This is a genomic window from Edaphobacter sp. FHG110511_03 (assembly GCF_059115365.1).
Genome location: NZ_JBZYWL010000001.1, coordinates 2,213,053 through 2,232,748, shown reverse-complemented (window position 1 = coordinate 2,232,748; position 19,696 = coordinate 2,213,053). Strand labels below are relative to the sequence as shown.

At 57.4% G+C, this 19,696-nt stretch carries 19 protein-coding genes; 8 read left to right on the top strand and 11 right to left on the bottom strand.

Annotated features, from left to right (window positions below):
- Positions 1-7: 7 nt before the first annotated feature.
- The 3 genes from AC5S26_RS09125 to AC5S26_RS09115 all read right to left on the bottom strand — a co-directional run bounded on the left by AC5S26_RS09125 (position 8) and on the right by AC5S26_RS09115 (position 2,731).
- Positions 8-589 (bottom strand): KdsC family phosphatase, encoded by a 582-nt coding sequence (locus AC5S26_RS09125; protein WP_494184538.1) that lies wholly within the window; start codon positions 587-589, stop codon positions 8-10.
- A 60-nt stretch (positions 590-649) separates the two neighbouring features.
- Positions 650-955 (bottom strand): YXWGXW repeat-containing protein, encoded by a 306-nt coding sequence (locus tag AC5S26_RS09120; RefSeq protein WP_494184537.1) that lies wholly within the window; start codon positions 953-955, stop codon positions 650-652.
- Positions 956-1,507: 552 nt separating this feature from the next.
- The gene (locus AC5S26_RS09115; RefSeq protein ID WP_494184536.1) at positions 1,508-2,731 is read right to left on the bottom strand and encodes a multidrug effflux MFS transporter; all 1,224 of its coding nucleotides are present in this window, start codon (positions 2,729-2,731) and stop codon (positions 1,508-1,510) included.
- Positions 2,732-3,061: 330 nt separating this feature from the next.
- Between AC5S26_RS09115 and AC5S26_RS09110 the strand changes: the two genes are divergently transcribed.
- A complete protein-coding gene (locus AC5S26_RS09110; protein WP_494184535.1) occupies positions 3,062-3,730 on the top strand; it encodes a Dph6-related ATP pyrophosphatase in 669 nt (222 codons plus the stop codon).
- 28 nt (positions 3,731-3,758) lie between these two features.
- On the opposite strand, the gene AC5S26_RS09105 is transcribed toward AC5S26_RS09110, so the two are convergent.
- A complete protein-coding gene (locus tag AC5S26_RS09105; protein ID WP_494184534.1) occupies positions 3,759-6,425 on the bottom strand; it encodes a hypothetical protein in 2,667 nt (888 codons plus the stop codon).
- Positions 6,426-6,568: 143 nt separating this feature from the next.
- On the bottom strand, positions 6,569-7,504 hold the full coding sequence (locus AC5S26_RS09100; protein ID WP_494184533.1) for a DMT family transporter: 936 nt from the start codon (positions 7,502-7,504) through the stop codon (positions 6,569-6,571).
- A gap of 187 nt (positions 7,505-7,691) precedes the next feature.
- Between AC5S26_RS09100 and AC5S26_RS09095 the strand changes: the two genes are divergently transcribed.
- Positions 7,692-8,477, top strand: a complete 786-nt coding sequence (locus AC5S26_RS09095; RefSeq protein ID WP_494184532.1) for a 3-hydroxybutyrate dehydrogenase — start codon at positions 7,692-7,694, stop codon at positions 8,475-8,477.
- Between the two features lie 138 nt (positions 8,478-8,615).
- Here AC5S26_RS09095 and AC5S26_RS09090 read toward each other — a convergent pair whose 3' ends face one another.
- From AC5S26_RS09090 to AC5S26_RS09080, 3 genes are all read right to left on the bottom strand, one after another.
- Positions 8,616-9,377 carry a hypothetical protein gene (locus tag AC5S26_RS09090; RefSeq protein WP_494184531.1) on the bottom strand — a complete coding sequence of 254 codons (762 nt, stop codon included), beginning with the start codon at positions 9,375-9,377 and terminating at the stop codon, positions 8,616-8,618.
- Positions 9,378-9,599: 222 nt separating this feature from the next.
- Complete coding sequence (locus AC5S26_RS09085; RefSeq protein WP_494184530.1) at positions 9,600-10,154, bottom strand: DUF4188 domain-containing protein; 555 nt, start codon at positions 10,152-10,154, stop codon at positions 9,600-9,602.
- A gap of 134 nt (positions 10,155-10,288) precedes the next feature.
- On the bottom strand, positions 10,289-11,605 hold the full coding sequence (locus AC5S26_RS09080) for a hypothetical protein (protein WP_494184529.1): 1,317 nt from the start codon (positions 11,603-11,605) through the stop codon (positions 10,289-10,291).
- Positions 11,606-11,811: 206 nt separating this feature from the next.
- On the opposite strand from AC5S26_RS09080, the gene AC5S26_RS09075 reads away from it, so the two are divergent.
- The gene (locus AC5S26_RS09075) at positions 11,812-13,011 is read left to right on the top strand and encodes a mandelate racemase/muconate lactonizing enzyme family protein (RefSeq protein ID WP_494184528.1); all 1,200 of its coding nucleotides are present in this window, start codon (positions 11,812-11,814) and stop codon (positions 13,009-13,011) included.
- 227 nt (positions 13,012-13,238) lie between these two features.
- The gene (locus AC5S26_RS09070) at positions 13,239-13,742 is read left to right on the top strand and encodes a hypothetical protein (protein WP_494184527.1); all 504 of its coding nucleotides are present in this window, start codon (positions 13,239-13,241) and stop codon (positions 13,740-13,742) included.
- Positions 13,743-13,762: 20 nt separating this feature from the next.
- On the opposite strand, the gene AC5S26_RS09065 is transcribed toward AC5S26_RS09070, so the two are convergent.
- Both AC5S26_RS09065 and AC5S26_RS09060 read right to left on the bottom strand, forming a co-directional pair.
- Complete coding sequence (locus tag AC5S26_RS09065; protein WP_494184526.1) at positions 13,763-14,476, bottom strand: hypothetical protein; 714 nt, start codon at positions 14,474-14,476, stop codon at positions 13,763-13,765.
- Between the two features lie 4 nt (positions 14,477-14,480).
- Entirely contained in the window at positions 14,481-15,218 is a 738-nt protein-coding gene (locus tag AC5S26_RS09060) for a hypothetical protein (RefSeq protein ID WP_494184525.1), read from the bottom strand.
- 400 nt (positions 15,219-15,618) lie between these two features.
- On the opposite strand from AC5S26_RS09060, the gene AC5S26_RS09055 reads away from it, so the two are divergent.
- The 4 genes from AC5S26_RS09055 (at position 15,619) to AC5S26_RS09040 (ending at position 17,959) form a co-directional block, all read left to right on the top strand.
- Positions 15,619-15,912, top strand: a complete 294-nt coding sequence (locus tag AC5S26_RS09055; RefSeq protein WP_494184524.1) for a DUF1330 domain-containing protein — start codon at positions 15,619-15,621, stop codon at positions 15,910-15,912.
- 146 nt (positions 15,913-16,058) lie between these two features.
- Complete coding sequence (locus AC5S26_RS09050) at positions 16,059-16,922, top strand: N-acetylmuramidase family protein (RefSeq protein ID WP_494184523.1); 864 nt, start codon at positions 16,059-16,061, stop codon at positions 16,920-16,922.
- Positions 16,903-17,523 carry a hypothetical protein gene (locus AC5S26_RS09045; RefSeq protein ID WP_494184522.1) on the top strand — a complete coding sequence of 207 codons (621 nt, stop codon included), beginning with the start codon at positions 16,903-16,905 and terminating at the stop codon, positions 17,521-17,523. Before AC5S26_RS09050 ends, AC5S26_RS09045 begins: the two co-directional genes overlap by 20 nt.
- Before the next feature lie 22 nt (positions 17,524-17,545).
- Positions 17,546-17,959, top strand: coding sequence for a hypothetical protein (locus tag AC5S26_RS09040; protein ID WP_494184521.1), 414 nt, complete (start codon positions 17,546-17,548; stop codon positions 17,957-17,959).
- Between the two features lie 190 nt (positions 17,960-18,149).
- Here the strand turns inward: AC5S26_RS09040 and AC5S26_RS09035 are convergent, their stop codons facing one another.
- Entirely contained in the window at positions 18,150-19,634 is a 1,485-nt protein-coding gene (locus tag AC5S26_RS09035) for a sulfatase family protein (protein WP_494184520.1), read from the bottom strand.
- Positions 19,635-19,696: the final 62 nt, after the last annotated feature.

The following is a 19,696-nucleotide window of genomic DNA, read 5'->3' as shown; positions in this document are numbered from 1 at the left end:
CAGGCGATTACATATTTCCTACACCTACATCCGCAATCTCGGCTGCCTGGTTGTCCTCGTCCAGATATAGTTCGATAACCCTGTCGAGACTTCCCTGGATGGAGAGGATGAAGTCGATCGCGTCGCGCCCAGCTCCCTGGCCGCCGCGGTTCGGCGTGATGTAGTGAGCCACATCCTTGACCTGCTGGCGCGCGTTCGCTGTGGCGATGGCGAGACCGCACTGCCGCATGACAGGAAGATCGATGATGTCGTCTCCCACATAGGCGAGCTCGTCGATGGAGCAGCCCGTCTTCGCCAGGATCTCGCGGATGGCGTTCATCTTGTGCGCCTGGCCCTGGTAGACAAACTCGAGCTTGAGGTCGCGGGCCCGAATGGCGACCGTCTGGGAGTTTCGCTTGGTGATGATGCCGATGCGGAGGCCCCCGAGGCGTCCCAGCGTGATGCCGAGGCCATCGTGTGCGGCAAATCCTTTGGCCTCGATCCCTTTCCCGTCCGGACCAGGGATGACGAAGATCTGTCCGTCGGTAAGAACTCCGTCTACGTCGAAGATAAGAACTTTGATCTTTTGTGCGCGTGCTTCAGCAGTCATGGTTCGATGATAGCTTGCCGGAAGCGCGGGAGCGTGAATTCACCTCTCCCACGCCGGCTCTCAGATCCAACGACCCTCGACCCACACCCATCCGTGCTGGGTCTGACGCCAGCGACCTGGGAGCCAGCGATACCCTACATGCGGCGGCCGCAGATAAGCTCCTGGAACCCAGACATAGCGACCTCCATGCCAGCGGTAGTATCCGCCGCGCCAGGCCCAATTGGGATGAGCGGCTGGAGTAGCGGGAATCACCTCGCTGGGCGGCGGCGGCGGCGCCATCCGCGGAGATGGAGGCGGCGGCTGAGCATGCGCAGTGGAAATGGTGAGGGCAACAGCGCAGGCTGCAACCAGCAAAGGACTTCTCATCGTTTCTTTTGGTCTCCTCGTGGGACTGAACCCAGTTCAGAAGGATAGACGCGGCGGCTCGGGGGTAAGGTGCGCAAATTCTCCGCGCTCAGCGGTGACCGCGCTCCTTTGACATAAACCGATTCGAGCAGTCGAGGCACTTCCAGGGGAAGTAGCCCAGACGCACCCAGAAGGTCCTCTGAAGCAGCGACCTGCGATGGGCTCTCACCGTGCGATAGTTTCCGCAGCGTTTACAGACGACGGGAGAGAACGAAGCCGGTCGCCGAGGTTCGACCGCTTTGAGTTCAAACGAAGGAACAGCATCGGGGACGATTGGAGTGAGCGAGGGGGAGGTATTTACGGACATTTACGCGGGGCCTCAAAATCCGGAGGTAAAAAATGGAAAAATTTAGTTCAGCGAAACTTTTAGCATAACGCCTATAGGGCTGGATAGATTCCAGAAGGAGTATCTGCAACCAATACCTTGGGGTCCCCCGTACTATTTTGCGCAAAGTATTCAAAAATAAAGACATAGGTCCGGACCAAGTCTAACACTTCCCCTTTTCAAGAAGGTTAGTGAAGCACGGCCATATCCTGTTCTTCGTTCTCCACCATCCGTACAATCGTTGTCCGGCCTACCAGAAGCACGATGAGCGCGACAACGGCTGTGGAGGAGAGCAGGGAGATTACCGCGCCAGCTCCCAGCATGCCGATGCCCATGGAGATGAGCGCTCCGGTTCCGGTCTGGAGACATCCGAGCAGCGCCGAGGCCCGGCCGGCATGGCGCGAGTACGGAGCCAGAGCCAGCGCGGCGGAGTTGGGATAGGTAAGCCCGATGCAGGCGAGGAAGACGAAGAACAGGACCATCGTTGCCTTAAGGCCGATGAGATGACCCCACATTCCAGCGAAGAAGACAATTCCTGTAATCACCTGCACCACTAAAGCAACGAGGAAGATCCTCTGGCTCGTGAACCGCCGCAGAAGGAAGACATTCATCTGGTTTCCGCCAATGAAGCCCATCACCAGGACCGCGAAGACGATGCCGAAGGCCTTCGTTCCCATGTGAAAGCCATCCATGAACAGGATGGGCGATCCGGCCACGAATGCGAAGAGTCCAGCGAAGGAAAAGCCGCCTGCGAGCGTGTAGGTGAGGAACTGCGGCTCCTTGAAGATAGCCCAGAAGCCGCTCGCCATGGGGCCCGGACGCAGCGAGATGGAGGGATCCGGCTGGTGTCCCTCCGGCAGGAAGAAGAAGGTAACGGCCAGGATGGCAGACGCGATCGCAGCCAAAAGGACAAAGATCCATCGCCATCCGACAGCCGCGAGCAGCAGGCTTCCAATGGTCGGCGCAAGCAGCGGGGAGACTCCGATCATCAGGAAGAGGAGAGAGAAGATCTTCGCGCTCTCCTTTACCGGGAAGAAGTCGCGAACCATTGCAATCGCTCCCACCTGCGCGACGCAGCCGCCGAGCGCCTCAAGAAAGCGAAGGGCAACGAAGGCATTGAGACTGTGAGCCGTCGCACAACCCAGCGAACACAGAATGTAGAGCGCGAGACCGATATAAAGAGGCCGCTTTCTTCCGAAACGATCCAGCAAGGGTCCGTAGATCATCTGCCCCAGGGCGAAACCCACAAAGTAGGTGGAGAGCGAGAGCGAAATCTGCGACGTGTTGGTCTTGTACTCCTTCGCAATGGTCGAGAAAGCCGGAAGGTACATGTCGACGGCAAAGGGAGTTACAACGCACAGCGCGCCAAGGAGCACAATAATCCATGGATTGGAGTGTTTCCGATCCGCCATCTGAACCCTCTCTTTTTGTAATGTTCCCGACTGGTGCGGTTGAAGATCTACCGCAGTGCAATAAAGATTAACGATTGGTTGTCAGCTACATCATTCGAGATCCCCGCACCCCAACCTTGCGGAAGACATCGATGGAGAGAATCTTTCTCTGGTGTATTGATCTGATGGCCGACAAGTCTGGATCGATCCATCGATCCAGATACAAACTATCCAATTACAAGGATAGCTTATGGACGCGATCTAATCGGCAGATACAAGTCTTTTACATTCAGGGTCTTGAATCTAAATCGGCTTGACAGAGATTTCTTCCCCTGTGATTTGATAGGGGAGATGAAAAAGATCCTGTGCAGCTGGAGCGGAGGGAAAGACTCTGCCTGGGCCCTGCATCTGCTACGCCAGTCGACGGAGTTCGAGGTTTGCGGCTTGTTGACGACGGTGAACGAGAAGTTTCGCCGGGTTGCCATTCACGGATTCCGGGAGGAATTGCTGGATCTGCAAGCTGAGAGAACCGGACTTCCCCTCTGGAAGGTGCCTCTTCCCTTCCCCTGCTCGAACGAAGAGTACGAACTTCGCATGTCAGAGGTCCATCAACGGGCAAAGCGAGAGGGCCTGGAAGGTATCGCCTTCGGCGACCTCTTTCTTGAAGAGATCCGTGCGTATCGCGTCGGGATTTTAAAGGGCACCGGCCTTGAGCCTGTGTTTCCTCTCTGGGGGATCCCAACCGAAAGGCTGGCCCGCACGATGATGGCAGGTGGACTTCGAGCACGCCTGACCTGCATCGATCCGCGAAAGCTTTCTGCCGAATTTGCCGGAAGGGAGTGGGATGCGAAGCTACTGAGCGATCTCCCACCCGGAACTGATCCGTGCGGAGAGAATGGGGAGTTCCACTCGTTCACGTATGCGGGTCCGATGTTCCGCACCACAATCCCGGTGGTACCCGGAGAGCGAGTCGAGCGGGATGGATTTATCTATGCGGATCTTCTGCATGAGATTGGGTGACCCCCATGGAGCTTTTGGATCGTTCGGTTCATGCCGATGTGATCGCGTAGTACGGCTGATTGCTCAGCGTGGGATTGAACGGCGGATGCAAAGTGGCCTGATCTTTCGTATGCAGCTCAAAGTAGTACTGCATCGGATAAGGTGAGTCGGTATAGCTTGCAGGAATGGAGAAGCTGCATGAGCTTCCGGACTTCTGCATCGGTGCCGTGGACCAGCGCTCCCCCTGATTGACGTGGCGATACCAGACGATCGATTCCGTTACAGATGCCGGCACAGTGATTGCGAGATGCAGCTCGCTTCCGGGATGAAACGAGGCGGGTGGGGTGTGCTTTGCGGCGATGGCAGGTCGCGGCAATGGCTCGATTGCATTCTGAACCGCCGTTGTGGCCGAGTGCGACTGCGTGGTGGAGGCATCCGCAAAATGCTTTTTGAGCGCTGCCACGTCTTGTTCAATGAGTGGCACGCGGTCGGCCCAGTGGCCCCGGCGAACATCCACATCGCCGTAGCTGATGTCAGCCGTGTAAATTTTGGCCGCCCGTTCCGCCATGCGGGACCAGGCGTCGCACGCTGCCTGGTACGCGCTGAGAGACCTTCCGGCTGCAGCCGGATCGCCAGTCTGCTGGTGAATGGAGTAGAAGAGGGCTGCGCGGAAGAGACCAACGTAATAAAGCCCGAGACCGTTGAGGATGAGGATGTCTTCTTCAATCTGACGAAACTCAGGCGACTTCGCCTGCGAGCTGTCTGCTGCACGTGCCGTTGCGAGCGACTGGTTCGACGTTCGGATCATTGCTTCGAGCCACTCGACGACCTCAACCGGACTGTAGCGAGCGTTTTTCGTGCCGCTCACCAGGTCCTTCGCGTGCTGGTCGATCGTATTGAAGAGCTGCGGATCGAGCGGACTGATTGCGCTTACATTGTGCGGCGCGGGCGAGTCGCTGTAGAGCGGCTTGCCGGTTGGAGGAAGGATGGAGATCGGGCTGTAGAGCTCCGGCCAGAAGCTGTGATTGGAGGCCGAAGGCAGCCACGCAGTCGTAATGAGAGGAAGGATGCGGCTCGAGTTCACCAGAGCGGCTTCGAGCGCCGGTCCCGCTGCTCCAAAGTCCTTGCGGAAGTAGCGATGATGCACTTCGGCAGCGGTGTCGGGATTGTAGAGATAGCGTCCCCACACCAGATAGGTGAAAGCGAATTTTCTGCTATCCGCATCGACCTTCGCAAGCGCTGGATCCGCATAGGAGCTGCGTCCTCCGGGATGGCCCGAGCCCTCGCGTCCCTTGAAGGTGAGCGGTTCGCATAGCTCCATGCCGGCGGCGCCACAGAAGTTCGCTGCGTGTCCATATCCTGAGGCAAGTGCGGGATCTCCCCACAGCAGATGCTTCTGTGTGCCCGGCCATACGCGATAGAGAACCTCGATCTTCGACCGCTGTCCGTAGAAGTCGCCATAGCCATAGCGCGTGAAGTTGCGCTCTCCACTGGAGACGGCAAAGGTTCCGGTCACGCCCTTGCGCGGATATTCGGCAGCTCGAATGTCGGCCTGGTGATATCCCAATCCCTGATGCTCCGCCCAGAACTTGGCGCCCGCTTTCACAGGCATGCCCGTCTTGTGAGCGATGTCGATCATCTCCTGGTTCAGCCCCTTGGCATGCATCTCGATCTCGAGAGTGCGTCCTGCGCGCGGTATGGCCTCGAAGAGCGTCTGCCAAAAGGGGTAGCTTCCTTCGGGGATGCCGCTCTCCCCATGAATGCGCAGCGTGAGACCGGTGATCTGCGGACATTCCTTCAGCAAAGCGGAAAGGGCATCACGACAATAGGCTGCGTGATTCTCCGGCGTCAGGCCGACGATGTGATGGTCGCTGTGCGGGCTGTCGGTCCACTGATAGGCATGGGTCCAAAGCCCAAGCTGAAAGTCGAGGCCGCGGCGCGCAGTCTCCGCAGCGATGAACTGCAAGGTCTCCAGATTGCGCTGGCGCTCTCCCGGCTGCAGAGAAGGTTCCACATTTACCTGTTCGTATCCCGGCAGCTCCACCAGGTAGGGATAGGGAAAGTGAAGATAGTCTCCCGTAACGCCGCGGGGAAAATCGTAGCCGAAGCCGAGCGCGAAGTTGAAGCGGTTGAATCGCGCCGAGGCAATCGTATCCAGGTAATCCTTCCAGAAGCCGCGATCGTAAAACCATGACTTGTCCTCGATCTCGGAGAGGAAGGGCCGCGCCACGCTGCGAACCTTGTTGGGCGTGACTTCAACCAAGGGTGCAGAAAGATGGAGCGCCGTGAATGGATTGCTGTTGAGGCTCACTCGCTCGGCGAGTTCCGTGATGCCGTAAGCGAACCCTCGAGCGTCCATGCCCGTGACAAGAATCGCAGGCGCGCCTTTGTAAGTGCCGGGAATGAGCGCGGTGGTCTCGGCCCGCGAGATCTTCGGAAGATTGCCGAAGTTCTTTGCCAGGGCGCCGCTGTTCGGCGATACCAGAATGCACAATCTCCGGCTGGCATCGGACAGACGAATTCCCTTCGCCGTAAAGGCGCCTCGAAGCTGCTCCACGGCCCATTGAACTGGCTCGCTTGTAGAGAGCGGCGAGTCGCGGTCAAGGATCAGGGCAACTTCATCGCCGACGGGCGCAGCGCGTGAGAGCTCGACGGCGGTAAGAGAGGTGGCTGCGGTTGTAAGTTTCAGGAAGCTGCGACGAGTGGTCTGCGACATAGAAGGAGACATTTTCCTAACGCCGGACATTATCTCGTGAATTTGGGATCGCGTGTGAATCGATAATTTTTATGTAAAGGTTGAACGCGCTCGAATCAAGGTAGGGAGGCTGCCTGTAGCACTCAACCCTGAAGATTAAATTTTCACCTCGCATCACAGGCAGCAGCTTCTTTGACGGCTGGTGCCCGCGATGCGATGGGAGCCGGTGATGGGGCGGAGCGATTCATCAGGGCGAGGCCGGCGATGACGATGAGGACTCCAAGGTAGGCCGTCCACAGGATGGGTTCGTGCGCGACGTAGCCCCAGAAGAGTCCCCAGATGGGTAGCAGGTAGGTGACTGCAACGACGTGGGTGGATGGGATACGGCTGAGTAGATCGTAGTAGAGCAGATAGGCGAGGCCGCTGCCTGCGACTCCCAGCAGGCTGGCGGCGAAGATGGAGCTGCGCGCGATGGCGCCGGGGTGCGGGCCAAAGGTTGCGACAGGCAGGATCATCAGCCATGCAAGGGAGAGCTGCGTGGTGGCCAGGCCGATAGGATCAAGGCCCTGGAGGCGGCTCTTGGCGATGACGGTGGCGATAGCGTAGCCGAGCGTGGCGATCACGATGAAGGTGACACCGAGGGAGAATTGCGCTGCGGTCACGCTGCCGTTCGCCTGACTGCCATGACTAAGCACGACGGTGAGGACTCCGGCGAAGCCGAGGACAATGCCAACTACGACGTGGCGCGCAGGACGGGTGCTCTGCACGGCGAGGGTCAGCAGCAGAGTCCAGATTGGCATAGTGGCATTGAGCACGGCGGCGATGCCGCTTGGGACAGTCTGCTCGCCGAGAGCGAAGAGGCAGAAGGGTATCGCGTTGTTGAACAGCGCTACCAGCAACAGCGGGACGATCAGCCTGCGCGGCGGAAGCGTGCGACGGCGCAGCCACAGAACGCTCCAGAGAAAGGCCGCGCCGAAGCTGAGGCGCAGCAGCGCGACCCAGGCGGGCGGAAAGCTGCGGCCGGTGATCTCGATGAGAATGAAAGACGCTCCCCACACGGCAGAGAGCAGAAGAAGCTGCAACAGATCGCGTCGGCCCATGGATGCGGCTCCTTGGTCATACACGTACTGAATCACAGAGAATGCGAAGTCGTTGGCGACACTTGTCGGCTGCCTGACTGCATCGTTGTGACCTTTGGATGAGCAGGTTGTTCATGGGATTTTAAAAATCAACATCAGCCAACATCTGTAGTCGGAGTATCGTTTGCCTGTGGGAAGAGGAGGCAAGATGCAGCTTGAAGGAAAAGTGGCGGTTGTTACTGGTGCAGCCTCGGGGATCGGGTACGCGGTTGTCCATCGCTTTGCGAAGGAGGGTGCGAAGGTCGTGATCGCCGATATGGATCGACAGCGGTCGGAGGACGCGGCTGCGGAGATTCGCAAAGCTACCGGCGGAGACGCGCTTGGCATCGCGATGGATGTAACGGATGAGGAGTCTGTCGAGACGGGGATCGAGAGAGTGCTTCGGGAATATGGAGCCCTGCATATTCTCTACAGCAACGCGGGTGTGCAGCACATTGCCGGCGTTCACGAGGTTAGCTTCAGCGATTGGAAGAGAGTGCTCGCGGTGCATCTGGATGGAGCGTTTCTGACGACGCGGGCTAGTCTGCGGCACATGTACGCGTCCGGACAAGGTGGGTCGATTCTTTATATGGGTTCTATCCATTCGAAGATGGCTTCGGTGTTAAAAGCACCCTACGTGGCCGCGAAGCATGGAATCGTCGGGCTCTGCCGCGCTGTCGCCAAGGAAGGTGCTCCGCATGGCGTGCGAGCCAACGTGATCTGTCCGGGATTTGTGCGGACGCCGTTGGTCGAGAAGCAGATTCCGGAGCAGGCGAAGATTCTCAACCTCAGCGAGAAGGATGTGGTGGAGAAAGTCATGCTTCGAGAGACGGTGGATGGACAATTTACAACTACGGACGAGATTGCAGAGACCGCGGTGTTTCTTGCCGGGCAGAAGACGCTGGCGCTGACGGGTCAGAGCATCGTCGTCAGTCACGGGGTTGCGATGGGGTAGGCTCTTCCTTGGGAGGTACCCCTTATCTTTTTTAAGAATTATGCCCTTCACTCATGCGGGACCGAATATTTTTAGAAATTCCTTGATACAGCTAGGAGTTTCTACATGTCCAGAAAATGGACGTTTCGCTTTCTGTCTTTATGTTGCTTTGTTGTGCCCGGGAACATATGTTCCGTTCACCCTCCACTCTTCCTCCCCGGAAGGAGTGAAATACAAGCGGTGACAAAATTCAGTGGTGTGGGAATCCCCGAAAGCATCTTCGTACCTAATTAATCCCCAATAGTAAAAAGCCCTGTTGTTTGTTGCGGTCATGACCGAATTAACGTCCTGAGAATCGATGAAGTCGTCAAAAAGCGCAGTAATCTGGAATGTTTGGCTCATTCCGAGCGCGTAACTTCCGATTTCTTCCTGTCCAGCGGCGAAAGAGAAATTGGGCGGCAGAGGTTCTCTCAAAATAGCCGCATTAGTTCTGTATCGCACGTTATGAGCGGGAGTTCTTCCTATGTTCGTCAAAATAGGAATTCCAGAGAACTTGATGTTTTTATCCCTCTCTTGATAAGTCCCACTATTTATCGCAACCGAGAGATAAGCGCGAAGTTCCGTTTTGGAGGATTTTTCGGTAAGAAGAATGGCTTGCCGAGTGAGCATGGCTTGCCATCCAATGAAGAACAACGTCAAGATCACAGCGAGGGCCGTGACACCATCAGGCCAGTGAAATACTTTGAGCCAAAATGGAGGGCGCTCGGATGTTTGTGCATTTTGGCCGGTTTGAGTTGTTTGATTTGCGGTAACCCTTGCAGTGGAAGGAATATACTCTGTGCTTTTCTGCTTTGCATTATTGCTTGGATCTGTATAGCAGGACACACCGATAACGGCGAGCAAAGCGACAGCAAGCAACAAGATTGGCCAGTTTCTTAACATCCGGAAACCTTCAATTAGGACAGGATTTTGTTCGCCTAGAATATTCGCATGAATAAACCCAAAATAGATGGAAACAAATTCGATGCCGTATTGCGTCGAATGCTGGATATGAGGCCTGCTTTCTTAGGTTTGCATCCGATTGAGGGTTGACAGCGGTCCGACCCACGCATGCGAGCCCTTCTCCAGCAAAGCTTCTCGGGGTTACGACTGCATACGAGTGCTGGCGTCACGGAGGTGGCCGGTGGCCGGCTCGTGGGTTCCGGCGCGGGCGAGACCGTAGCGCGGCATGTTGGCGTAGATGCACTCGGAGTGTCCCGCGGCGACCTGATAGGTCTCGTGCCAGATGCCGACGACGCCGTCCGCGTTTCCCGCGCTCTGGTTGAAGGCCTTCCACGCGGGAAGGTGTTTGGCATCGTTGGCTTGGGAGTAGGCGAGGAGGTGGTCGAAGCTGCGCCAGTACTGGATGAGGTTGACTCCGCGCCAGACGAGGCTGTACTCGGCGGAGAGGAAGCCGAGCGAGGGGTTGGCGGAGAGCTCGCGAATCATAGGCGGCATGGCCTGGAAGGTGGCCCACCATTTATGCGGGGCCAGCAGGCGGTTGATGCGTATGCCGATGAGGAAGACGACGAAGGGGCCGTCGATGCGGGAGGTGTAACGGCCTTTGAAGATAGTGGCCATAGTAGGAGAAGGATACCGCGGGGGGAGCGTGGCTGTGGGAGGAGCGAAGGATCGGTTGGGAGTTTTGTGACGGATCATTTTTGCGGAAATTGCGCACTCACCACGAGGCTCGAGCTAAAGCTCGAATTCGTACAAGGCTGGTTATCGGATATCGCAAGGGCGCTGGCGTCCGGTCATGCCGTGAATCGCATGACCGGGCGCACACTGGACGCCTACTGTCTCCTGACTGTCACAGGAGTCTGGAAGCAGGCCTGCCAACCACCCTCCTCATAGACTGTCTTCTGGCAGTAGGTGGCGTTGGGATAGTACGGTCCCATGACGTTTGCGGTACATGTGGCGCTGTCCTCGGTGGACATTCCCTCTTGAGTGCATTGAGTATTGGCCGTCTGAGTGGTCATGGTGAAGTTGGTGCCGGGGAGCATGTTGCGGAAGATGAGGGCCTTCGTGAACTGGGTCCGCCCCCATGGAAGCAACGTGACTGTCGGGTCGGTCTTTGCGTTGGCAGGGACATCACGCGGCGCGGCGATGACATAGGTGTAGTAGCCGTCGTGGTCGAGCGGCGTTTGATCGTCCGCGGCACAGGCGGTCTGGCTCCCCTGAGTGACGACCGGGTAAGGAAAGATGTGGTCGTAGTTACACATGGACCAGTAGCGTAGTTCCTGATCCGGTTGCAGGAGCGGATAGTTGTTGGACCCGTTTGAAGGCACCGTAGCAGCGCGGCCACGCACTACGGCGATGACTCCTTTCTGATAGGTCATGCCCGTGACAACGTACTTGTTGAAGTCGTTGGGGAAGGCTCCGCTGGCCTGATTGCCTACGGGAGGGCGGAACATGAGCTGAGTGGGCTCGGTGGCTCCGGGTGCGTTGAAGTTGCCGTTCCAGGAACGAATCAGCGCGTTATAGAGGAGCAGACGGAGACTGTTCGAGAGGTTCTTGCACGGAGGAACGGTCTTGAGTGGATGACCGTCGAAGAGGATGGTGATCTTTGGAAGGACGCTTTGACTTACATTCGGGTCGAAGGGGATGTAGGCGCGAATGACGACGTATCCCTGGGCAAAACCAAACTGGTTGGTCTGCGGGCCATAGAGGATGTCGGGGCTTGTAGGAGGTGATGGCGGAATTGGGGTAGGGCTGGGAACGATGGTTGCGTGAAAGCTACCGCCGGAGGCGCTGGGAGTGTTGAAGGGATTTTCGCTCCCCTTGTCGAGCACAAACTTAACGTCGTAGATGGAGCTGAGGGAGTTGCCTTGCGAATTATAGGTGTTGATGGAGAGGAAGCGCGCGGGAAAGAAATCGCCTCTGATCTCGAGGCTGCTGCCTGCGAGCTGGATGTAGGGAGTGGTCCAATAAATGGCGTTCGCATCGGGATACATGACGTTGAGGGTTTCAGGGGTGGTTTTGAAAGGCCAACCACAGCCCAATGTGAGAGGCAGGGAAAGCTCAGCCTGCGCAACGGGAATCAGTCCTATCGTAAGCAAGAGAGCCCAGAGACAACGCAAACCTCTTCTACGATCGCGGAGAAGGATCATGTCAGGAACCTCGTTGGATCTTTTTTTGGGGGGAGCCCTGGGCCGGATGCCCAATATAACCCGTCGCAGGTCGATGTACAAGGAAAGTGATCCGTTGAGGACACCGTCGGTGCACCTGAATCGATTGGCGAGGCATGTTAGCCTTTTCGCTTGAAGATCAACGAATGACGAAGACCAACAACGGCATTCAAAATTGAGAGGTTTCTGTGAACAGACGGGATTTCTTCACGGCGGGCGTAGCCGCAACTCTACCCCTTGGCACCCAGCTCCACGCGCTGGCCGCAGAGGTGACGCAGGGACTGAAGATTACCGGCATGGAGACCGAGGTTCTGAAGATGCCTCCCGGAAAGTACTTCATGGATGCAATCCATCGCTTTGGTGCCGAGAGCGGCGGCGTCGTTTTGAAACTTACGACAAACGCCAACATTACAGGCTGGGGTTACATCTCATTTGGTTTTGAATCGGGCGGCCCCAAAGTGGTCGAGGACATTCTGCAAGGGATGTTGAAGCAGGCGCTGATCGGGCAGGACCCCACTCTGTCGAAAAAGCTGCGCAAAGACATGTGGCGTGCCGCTGAGTACAGCGGGACGTCTGGCCTTGTGACCTGTGCGATGGCCGCGGTGGACATGGCGCTTTGGGACATCGTCGGAAAGCTCGCAAAGATGCCCGTCTATCGTTTGCTGGGTGGATACCAGACCAGCCTTCCGACGTACAACATGTGCGGCTGGTACTACGACAACGACGACGATCTATCGGAGTACAAGAAGCAGATTGAGGGCGCTCTGACGGAAGGCTTTCATGCGGTGAAGATCAAGGTAGGCCGCTCTTCGCTGGACGACGACATCAAGCGAATCAAGGCAGCGCAGGAGCTGCTGGGGAAAGATCGGCGGCTGATGGTCGATGCCAATCAGGTGTTTAACTTTACCGATGCGCTTGCACGCGGACGTGTCTATCAGGAGATGAACTGCTTCTGGTACGAAGAACCGATGATGCCTGACGCGATGCGACAGTTCGGCGAGCTGGCGCATGAGCTGGATATTCGAGTGGCCACGGGGGAGAATCTCTACGGCAGGTATGAGTTCCTTGAGCTGCTCCGTCTTGGGGGCGCCGACGTGGTGCAACCAGACAATCGACGCGCCGGCGGAGTTACGGAGTGGATGGAGATTGGAGCTATCGCGGATGCTTTCCATGTGGAGCTTGCCAGTCATGGAGGAGCGCCTACGAACATGCACATGCTTCTGGCGATGCCGAACGCGATCTATATGGAGTCGGGGAGTCTGAAGAACGATACATCGCACGTGGAGACATTGCGATTAGTGAATGGAGTGATCCCCGCTCCAGAGGAGCCCGGGATGGGCAATGAGCTGCGGCGAGAATTCATCGACAAATATAAGGTGAGAGGGTAGTGAGACGAGCCGTTTAGCTTCGCTCGGATGATCCCACCTTAGGGCCTTCGCGCCGAAGATGGTGGCACCCGATTATGTTAGGTCAGATCGGGGCCACCCGTCCTATCAAGCAGTTGCCCTCCTGGTTCGCGGAGAGCTGTGATTCCGCATCTAACTAGCAGGTCGCTACTGAGACCACGCCCACCTGCAGGGGCCTGACCCCAGCGCGCTTCCATCCGGAGGCCACCATGAAGATTCAACATCTCACCCTGTCGATTGTGCTCACGACACTCTCTGTTGCCTGTACAGGACAATGCCCGAAGGCTGGTACGAAACCGATCTGGGATTCGAACAAGGACCAGTTCCGTTGCGCTGATGCGGCTGCAACGGGTGAGTCAGCGCAGAGCGCTATCGTATCGCCCACGGGCGACAAAAATTATTGCAAGAGCATTCGCGAAGACCTGCAAAGGGCGTGTCCTTCGCCCGACGAAGGCAAGACCTGCAAGAATGCTGCGAAGTCCATCTTCGAGGCGTGCTACAAGGATTCCGAGAGCAGCAGCGGATCGGCAGCTTCTTCGTCGCGAGCCAGCCGGACCGACGCTTCCACCTGCATGACGACTTATCAGCAACAACAGCAGGCGTGCCGGACGCAGGCGCCGCCTCCGCGGTCCCCAGGGCAACCGTACGTTCCGGACACGTGCCTGTCCGATGCGCTCGCGGCCCATAACAAGTGCCTTGCGAATGCACGGTGAGCGAGAGGGAATATAGCGCTCTACGCGGGTACAACCTTGAACTCCGGTGCCGGGCCGTCCGCACCGTCCGCGCCTGAGCCCAGGTTGTTCGGTACATTGCCTTGTCCACCCCACTGCGCTTGAGGTCCCTGGTCCTCGCAGTCGCTGCTCGTGGAGAACACTCCCGTCGTCGATCCGTCGTCTCCGGGAGCGCCGCGCCCACCCGGCGTGCCGTTGTCCCCGGGAAGGCCGCCTTTGCCCCCTGACACACTGAAGGACATAGCCGTCGGGTTCGCCGCCTGCTGCATGATCACGCTGACTTTGCCTGCGCGGCCGCCGCGACCGCCCTTTCCACCGGCACCAGCATCTCCGCCTCTGCCACCGTTCCCCCCGTGTCGGCCGAGCTCGCAGTCGTTACCGTTTCCACCGCGGCCTCCCTTGCCGCCAGCTTGGCCATCGCCGCCTTTGCCGCCTTTGCCGCCCGCGCCGCCGCGCAAGGTAACCGAAACGTCGAAGTCGAACTTCGTCACTTCGATGACGAGAAAAGAGGGCGCATCCGCTCCGGGGCCGCCCTCGTTGCCCGGGCCGCCGTTCAATCCATCGGCACCCGGTTGCCCGACGCGAGCACAATCGTCGTCGATCCAGTTGCAGTTTGCATCCTGGCCGTTCAGACCATTGGGCGCTACACCCCCGACTGAAAATCCTGCTGCACCTTCGGAGCCGGTTGCGCCACTCTTGTCGATGTTGATTGCCATGTGCTTACCCTCCGACCAGCGTCCACTTCACTTCTTGCTGCACGATGATGGATCCCCAGTCGATGTATCGCTCGATCGAGGAGGCCCAGATCCGCAGGTACGATCCCTTGTGAATCAGGGATCCGGTTTGATGAATGTAGACTCCGCGAGCATAGAGGACGGTCGTACCGGGGTCGAGGACGAGGCGCGCCCCGCGCCCGATGCGGATGTCCTGAAAGAGCGCCGAGATCAGGGACACTTCGGCCGCCAGCTGACTGGCGCGCGACACCCAGCCGCGTACGGATTGCAGATGCACGCTGTCCCAGCTGAACTCCGTTTTTTGGTGCCGTGACAGAAGCTCGGCGAGTGCGGGGTTATAGGCTTTTCGAACACTCGAGTAGGTGCGCGCCAGCTGATCTCGGAAGGATGGCGGCGATGCCGACTGGTTGGCGTCGCCACCGCAGCCGCAATGGCTCGAGCTGGATCGCGACAGCAGTTCGCGCCCGCTCTGGAGCGCCGCATCGTCATCCTTCGCGATGGCTTTTTTGAGGTCTTCTTCGCCCACGCCTCGCGGCACGAGGCCCAAGTTCTGAAGATCTTTGATCGACTTTGCCTTCACGCGGGCGAAGTATCGTGCGTACTCCCGTCGGTCGGGTGAGATGACAACCTCGGTGTCATCTTCGACGAACAAGTCCTCCGTTTGACGGCTTAATGCTTGTTCGGGTGTGAGCACGTGAATGCCCTGCTCATAGGGATTCGCCATCTTTGCTCCTTTCGGCGCGGACGATGTCCGCGTGCCTGTGTCAGCTTCATTGGACAGTCGGGAGGAGTGCTTCAAAGTAAGACTGGAAACCTAAGGGGGAGGATCCTCTACTTGGTCGCAGAGTATTGCCCTATTCAAATACCCTGTCAAGTGAATATTGACGCGTCGCTATTCCTGGTTAGACCTTATGTGTGGGCCACCCACCCTGATGACCATGAAGATGATCAGCGGTCCGAGAAGGATGTCGATGAGTGGGTGATGCTGATTTCGGTGCGGAGTTCCCTGCTGCTGCCGGATGTTATGGAGATGGTGTGGCCCTCCATGTGTGCTTTGACACTTATGGTGAGAGCGATGTTCCAGAAATCCGGTTTATCTTGAATGGGCAGGATGAGGAGGCGAGATGAAGAAGGGTTATTGGGTAGTTGCGTACAGGAGCGTTGGTGACGAGGCGATGATGGGCCGCTATCTGACGCTGGCGGTGCCTGCGTTGGACAAGTTTGGGGCGCGGACCCTAGTGTCGCCGAAGAGTGAGGTGACGGCTTACGAGGCAGGGTTGAAACAGATGACGGTGGTGGTGGAGTTCGACAGCTACGAGGCCGCGCTGGCGGCGTATGAGAGCGAGGATTATAAGAAGGCGTTGGCGGTGCTCGGACCCGAGGTGGAGAGAGATTTTCGAATCGCTGCGGGGGCTTAGGGATTCCCACTCCTACGATGAAAGCCGCATGAATACGGCACCGGCAAAGGCCAGCACTGCCAGGTTTTGTGCAGCGCGCCCTTGACACGGCGGTAGTGACAATGCAACCTGCGTAATTGTGGGAATCGACGAATGCAGGAGGGGCCATGGGTGACGAATTACATTCCGCTGTCGGTCCAGGCAAGGCGAATCGGGTCGAGGATGTGCGCGTGGTCCAACGGCTGTTGGATCGACAAGCGGCGCGCACGGGTATCGTGGTGCAGATCACTGGTCAGTTCGATCGTTCCACACGAAATGCATTAGAGGCATTTGAGCACCGCATCATGCGATCGCCTTTTGCGCGTGCCACTGTAGAGCCGCGCAGCGAAATCTTCCGTCAACTCACGAGCACCACAGCTCAGCGGCTGATGGCTGGAGGCGCTGGTGGATTACAACTGCCACGACGCACAGGAGCGGCCAAGCTAATAGAAGATGATTTCACAGCCGCCGCCGAACTAAACTGCGAGGTGCGCGCTATCAAGGCTGTCACAAGGCAGGAAGCACCTCGCGGTGCTTACGACGAACTCGACCGGCCCTCAATTCTCTTTGAGCGCCATCTCTTTCATCAGTACACGTTCGGTCGTCACGACAGTACCGATCCGGGTATTTCGAATCCTGTGCAGGGAGGATATGGCCGATATGCAGCGCAATACGATAGGTTGCAACGCGCCTATTCGCTGGATGCCACAGCGGCAATTCGAGCTACATCGTGGGGAGCATTTCAAATTCTGGGCGATAACTTTTCCCGCTCCGGGTTTGGCACCGTTGATCTTTTTGTGGATGCAATGTGCCAGTCTGTGCAGCAACAGCTTCGCGCATTTGTGGCCTATATCAAATTTTCCCCAGCCTTGACGCGAGCATTGCAACAGAAGCACTGGGCCGATTTTGCACTCATGTACAACGGCCCCTCCTATCGCAAGAACCACTACGACACGAATCTGGCGACCTACTATGAACAAGAGACACCCTAGATACCTGGCTGGATGGCTTGCGATCATGGTCTGCGTTGCTGCTCTACAATCGGCTGCGCAGAGCCTGAGTCGTGTCGCGCCAGAGAAGGTTGAGAAGATCAGCTCTTCACTGGACAAGCGTCTGCTTCCTGAAGGGGCAGGCAACCTGGAGGTGGAGCGGAGCCAGGTGGTCGTTGCACCGGGGATTACCTTCGTGCCTGTGCGTTTTCAGGCAGAGGACAAGAGCCACGGTGGCGGTTCACCGATTATGGAAGGGCCGCCGCGAAAGAAATTCTACTGCGGGATGTACCAGCTTGCGGACGATGCGCCAGCAAAATTTCTACTCGTCTTCGGAGTGGGGCACACAGAGTCAGAAGAGTGTGGCGGACTGCAGGCCATTGGAGCAGCAACGCCACGTACCAAACATAGCGATCTGATTTTGATTTACAAGGCTTCCACGCTTCGTGACGAGTTCCCTGAGCCGGTGATTTTGAGCTGGGACGATTCGCAAAAACAGTATGCCGTGAACGACGATCTCACCCAATTTGTAAATACACACTGCAAAAGCTACACCATTCTCAACATTCGCAGCCTGCTCGCATCGCGAGCAGCTAAGCCATAAACACAATCAGGAGGCAGATCCAATGGCTAGTCCTTCGAATACGACTATCACTGTCGACGGCGTAACACTCAATGCATTTTCGACACAGATAGGTATTTCAACCACAGATCCTACGTACGGCATGCCCACCATGGCTACGTTAAGCTACGCGATGGATTTTTCGGCGGATATGCATGACACGACAAATGTTCCCTTTGCAACGGTGAAGAAATACTTCGATCTGGCAAACGTGCCGACAAAAGACAAGGTCAAGGACATCAGGATCGAGTTCTGGAAGGACGAGCATAAGCAGGACGCTATCTGCACTCTTTCGTTCAAGGGATGGATCAGTTCCTGGAATGTATCCAGCGGCGGCGGAAGCAATCACGTGCTCTCCGTGAGCATTCAACCTGCTATGGACCAGCAGAACTACAACAATCTACAGCTCGGAAACTGATTCCAGACAGCAGAAGAGCATTCCTGCGGGTTTTTGCCGCACTGCTCGCATCTGTTTCTTTGCGTTGGTTTGGCTACTCCCATGTAAGGTGAAAAGCTAACGGGGACGTAGCGAACCCAATCATGCGACAAAGCCGCATGATTGGGCACCCTGGTATCGACTCAACTTTGGCCTGGGCGACCGTCCCGTCTCAGGCGCTTTGCGCTGGCTTGAAAGGGTGATCGAGATCCAGTGGGTCTCCCAGCTCCTTTTGCTTTGTTTTGAGCTTTTGAATTAAGTCCTGCTTCACGGATGCGTATGCGGGATCGTCGACGAGGTCATGCATCTCCCATGGATCTTTTTCAAGGTCGAAGACCTGGAAGCGGTTGATTGGCGGATAAAAAATCAGCTTGTGACTCTTCGTTCGAATGGAACGCTGCAGGTCGGTCAGACGGCCGTACATCGCATCGTTGATGGGTTGGGGATTGTCGGTGTTGAGCATCGACGCCAGCGAAGGAAACTCGACGTGCTTCGGAATGGGCACCCCGGCCAGGTCGCAGGTTGTGGCGTACATCGAGTGTTGGTACACCATCTCGTCGACGCGTTTGCCAGCCTTGATTGCGGGGCCGGTTATCAGCAGCGGCATTCGCATCGAGCACTCATACTGGTTCTGCTTTCCCATCAATCCGTGTTCCCCGACTGCAAGTCCATGGTCGGCGGTGACGATCACGTAAGTGTTATCCGCTTTGCCTGATGCCTTCAGGGCGTCGAGAATACGGCCGATCTGAGCGTCCATGTGGGTGATGATCGCGTAGTACTCGCGACGATGGACGCGAACGTCGTATTCGGTGCGGGGAAACGGCGCCAGCAGTTCATCTCGAGTCTTGTGTTGTCCCTGATCGAAGGGATGTTCCGGCAGGAAGTTTGGGGGAATAGCGATCTTCTCCACTGGATACATGTCGAGATATTCCTGGGGTGCCTGCCGCGGGTCGTGGGGCGCGTTGAATCCGACATACATGAAGAACGGGTTCTTTTTTTGCGGCACGACTTTGGTCAGGTGCTCGATAGTTGCGTCGGCGTAGAGCTCGCTCGAGTGCTGGATGGTCTCGTCGTTGCGCTGGTTGAGCCATAGCCCGCGCTTCAGCCAATGTCCGAAGAGAGCCTTGTTCGTCGGCTGCCAGTTGTTGCCCGGTGCGGGGCGGTTGTACATGTCCGGTGTCGACGGCAGAAAGCCGGGGGCGACGGGACCCATCTCGCTGAAGGAGCGTTGAAGAGTTACGGCGTCGAGATGCCACTTACCGGCGATGTAGGTGTCGTAGCCGGCTTCGCGCAGGGTCTGGCCCCACACCGGCGTGGCGATCGCCTGATTGTCGGAATCGCTGCGGTTGGCTCGGAAGCTCGACAGGCCGGTGTTCAACATCGTTCTGCTGGGAACACAAACGGCGCCGGACCATCCTCCCTGATGGAAGCAGTGGGTGAAGTGGCAGCCGGAGCGGACCAGCTTGTCGAGGTTCGGGGTGCGGACCTCGGGGTTGTTGATGGAGTGGATGGTGCGGAACATGAGATCGTCCGCGATGATGAAGAGGAAGTTGGGACGCTGAGAGGCGGGGGCCAACGGGAGCGAACGGGCTGGATGCTGCTGCACCGCGGCGAGGGCGACCGACGAGCTTAGTCCAATAAACTTTCTTCGGTTCATCTTCAAGACTTTAGCACTAGCCCTCCCGCCGTATATGGTTGCGCAAAATCTTCAAAGATCGT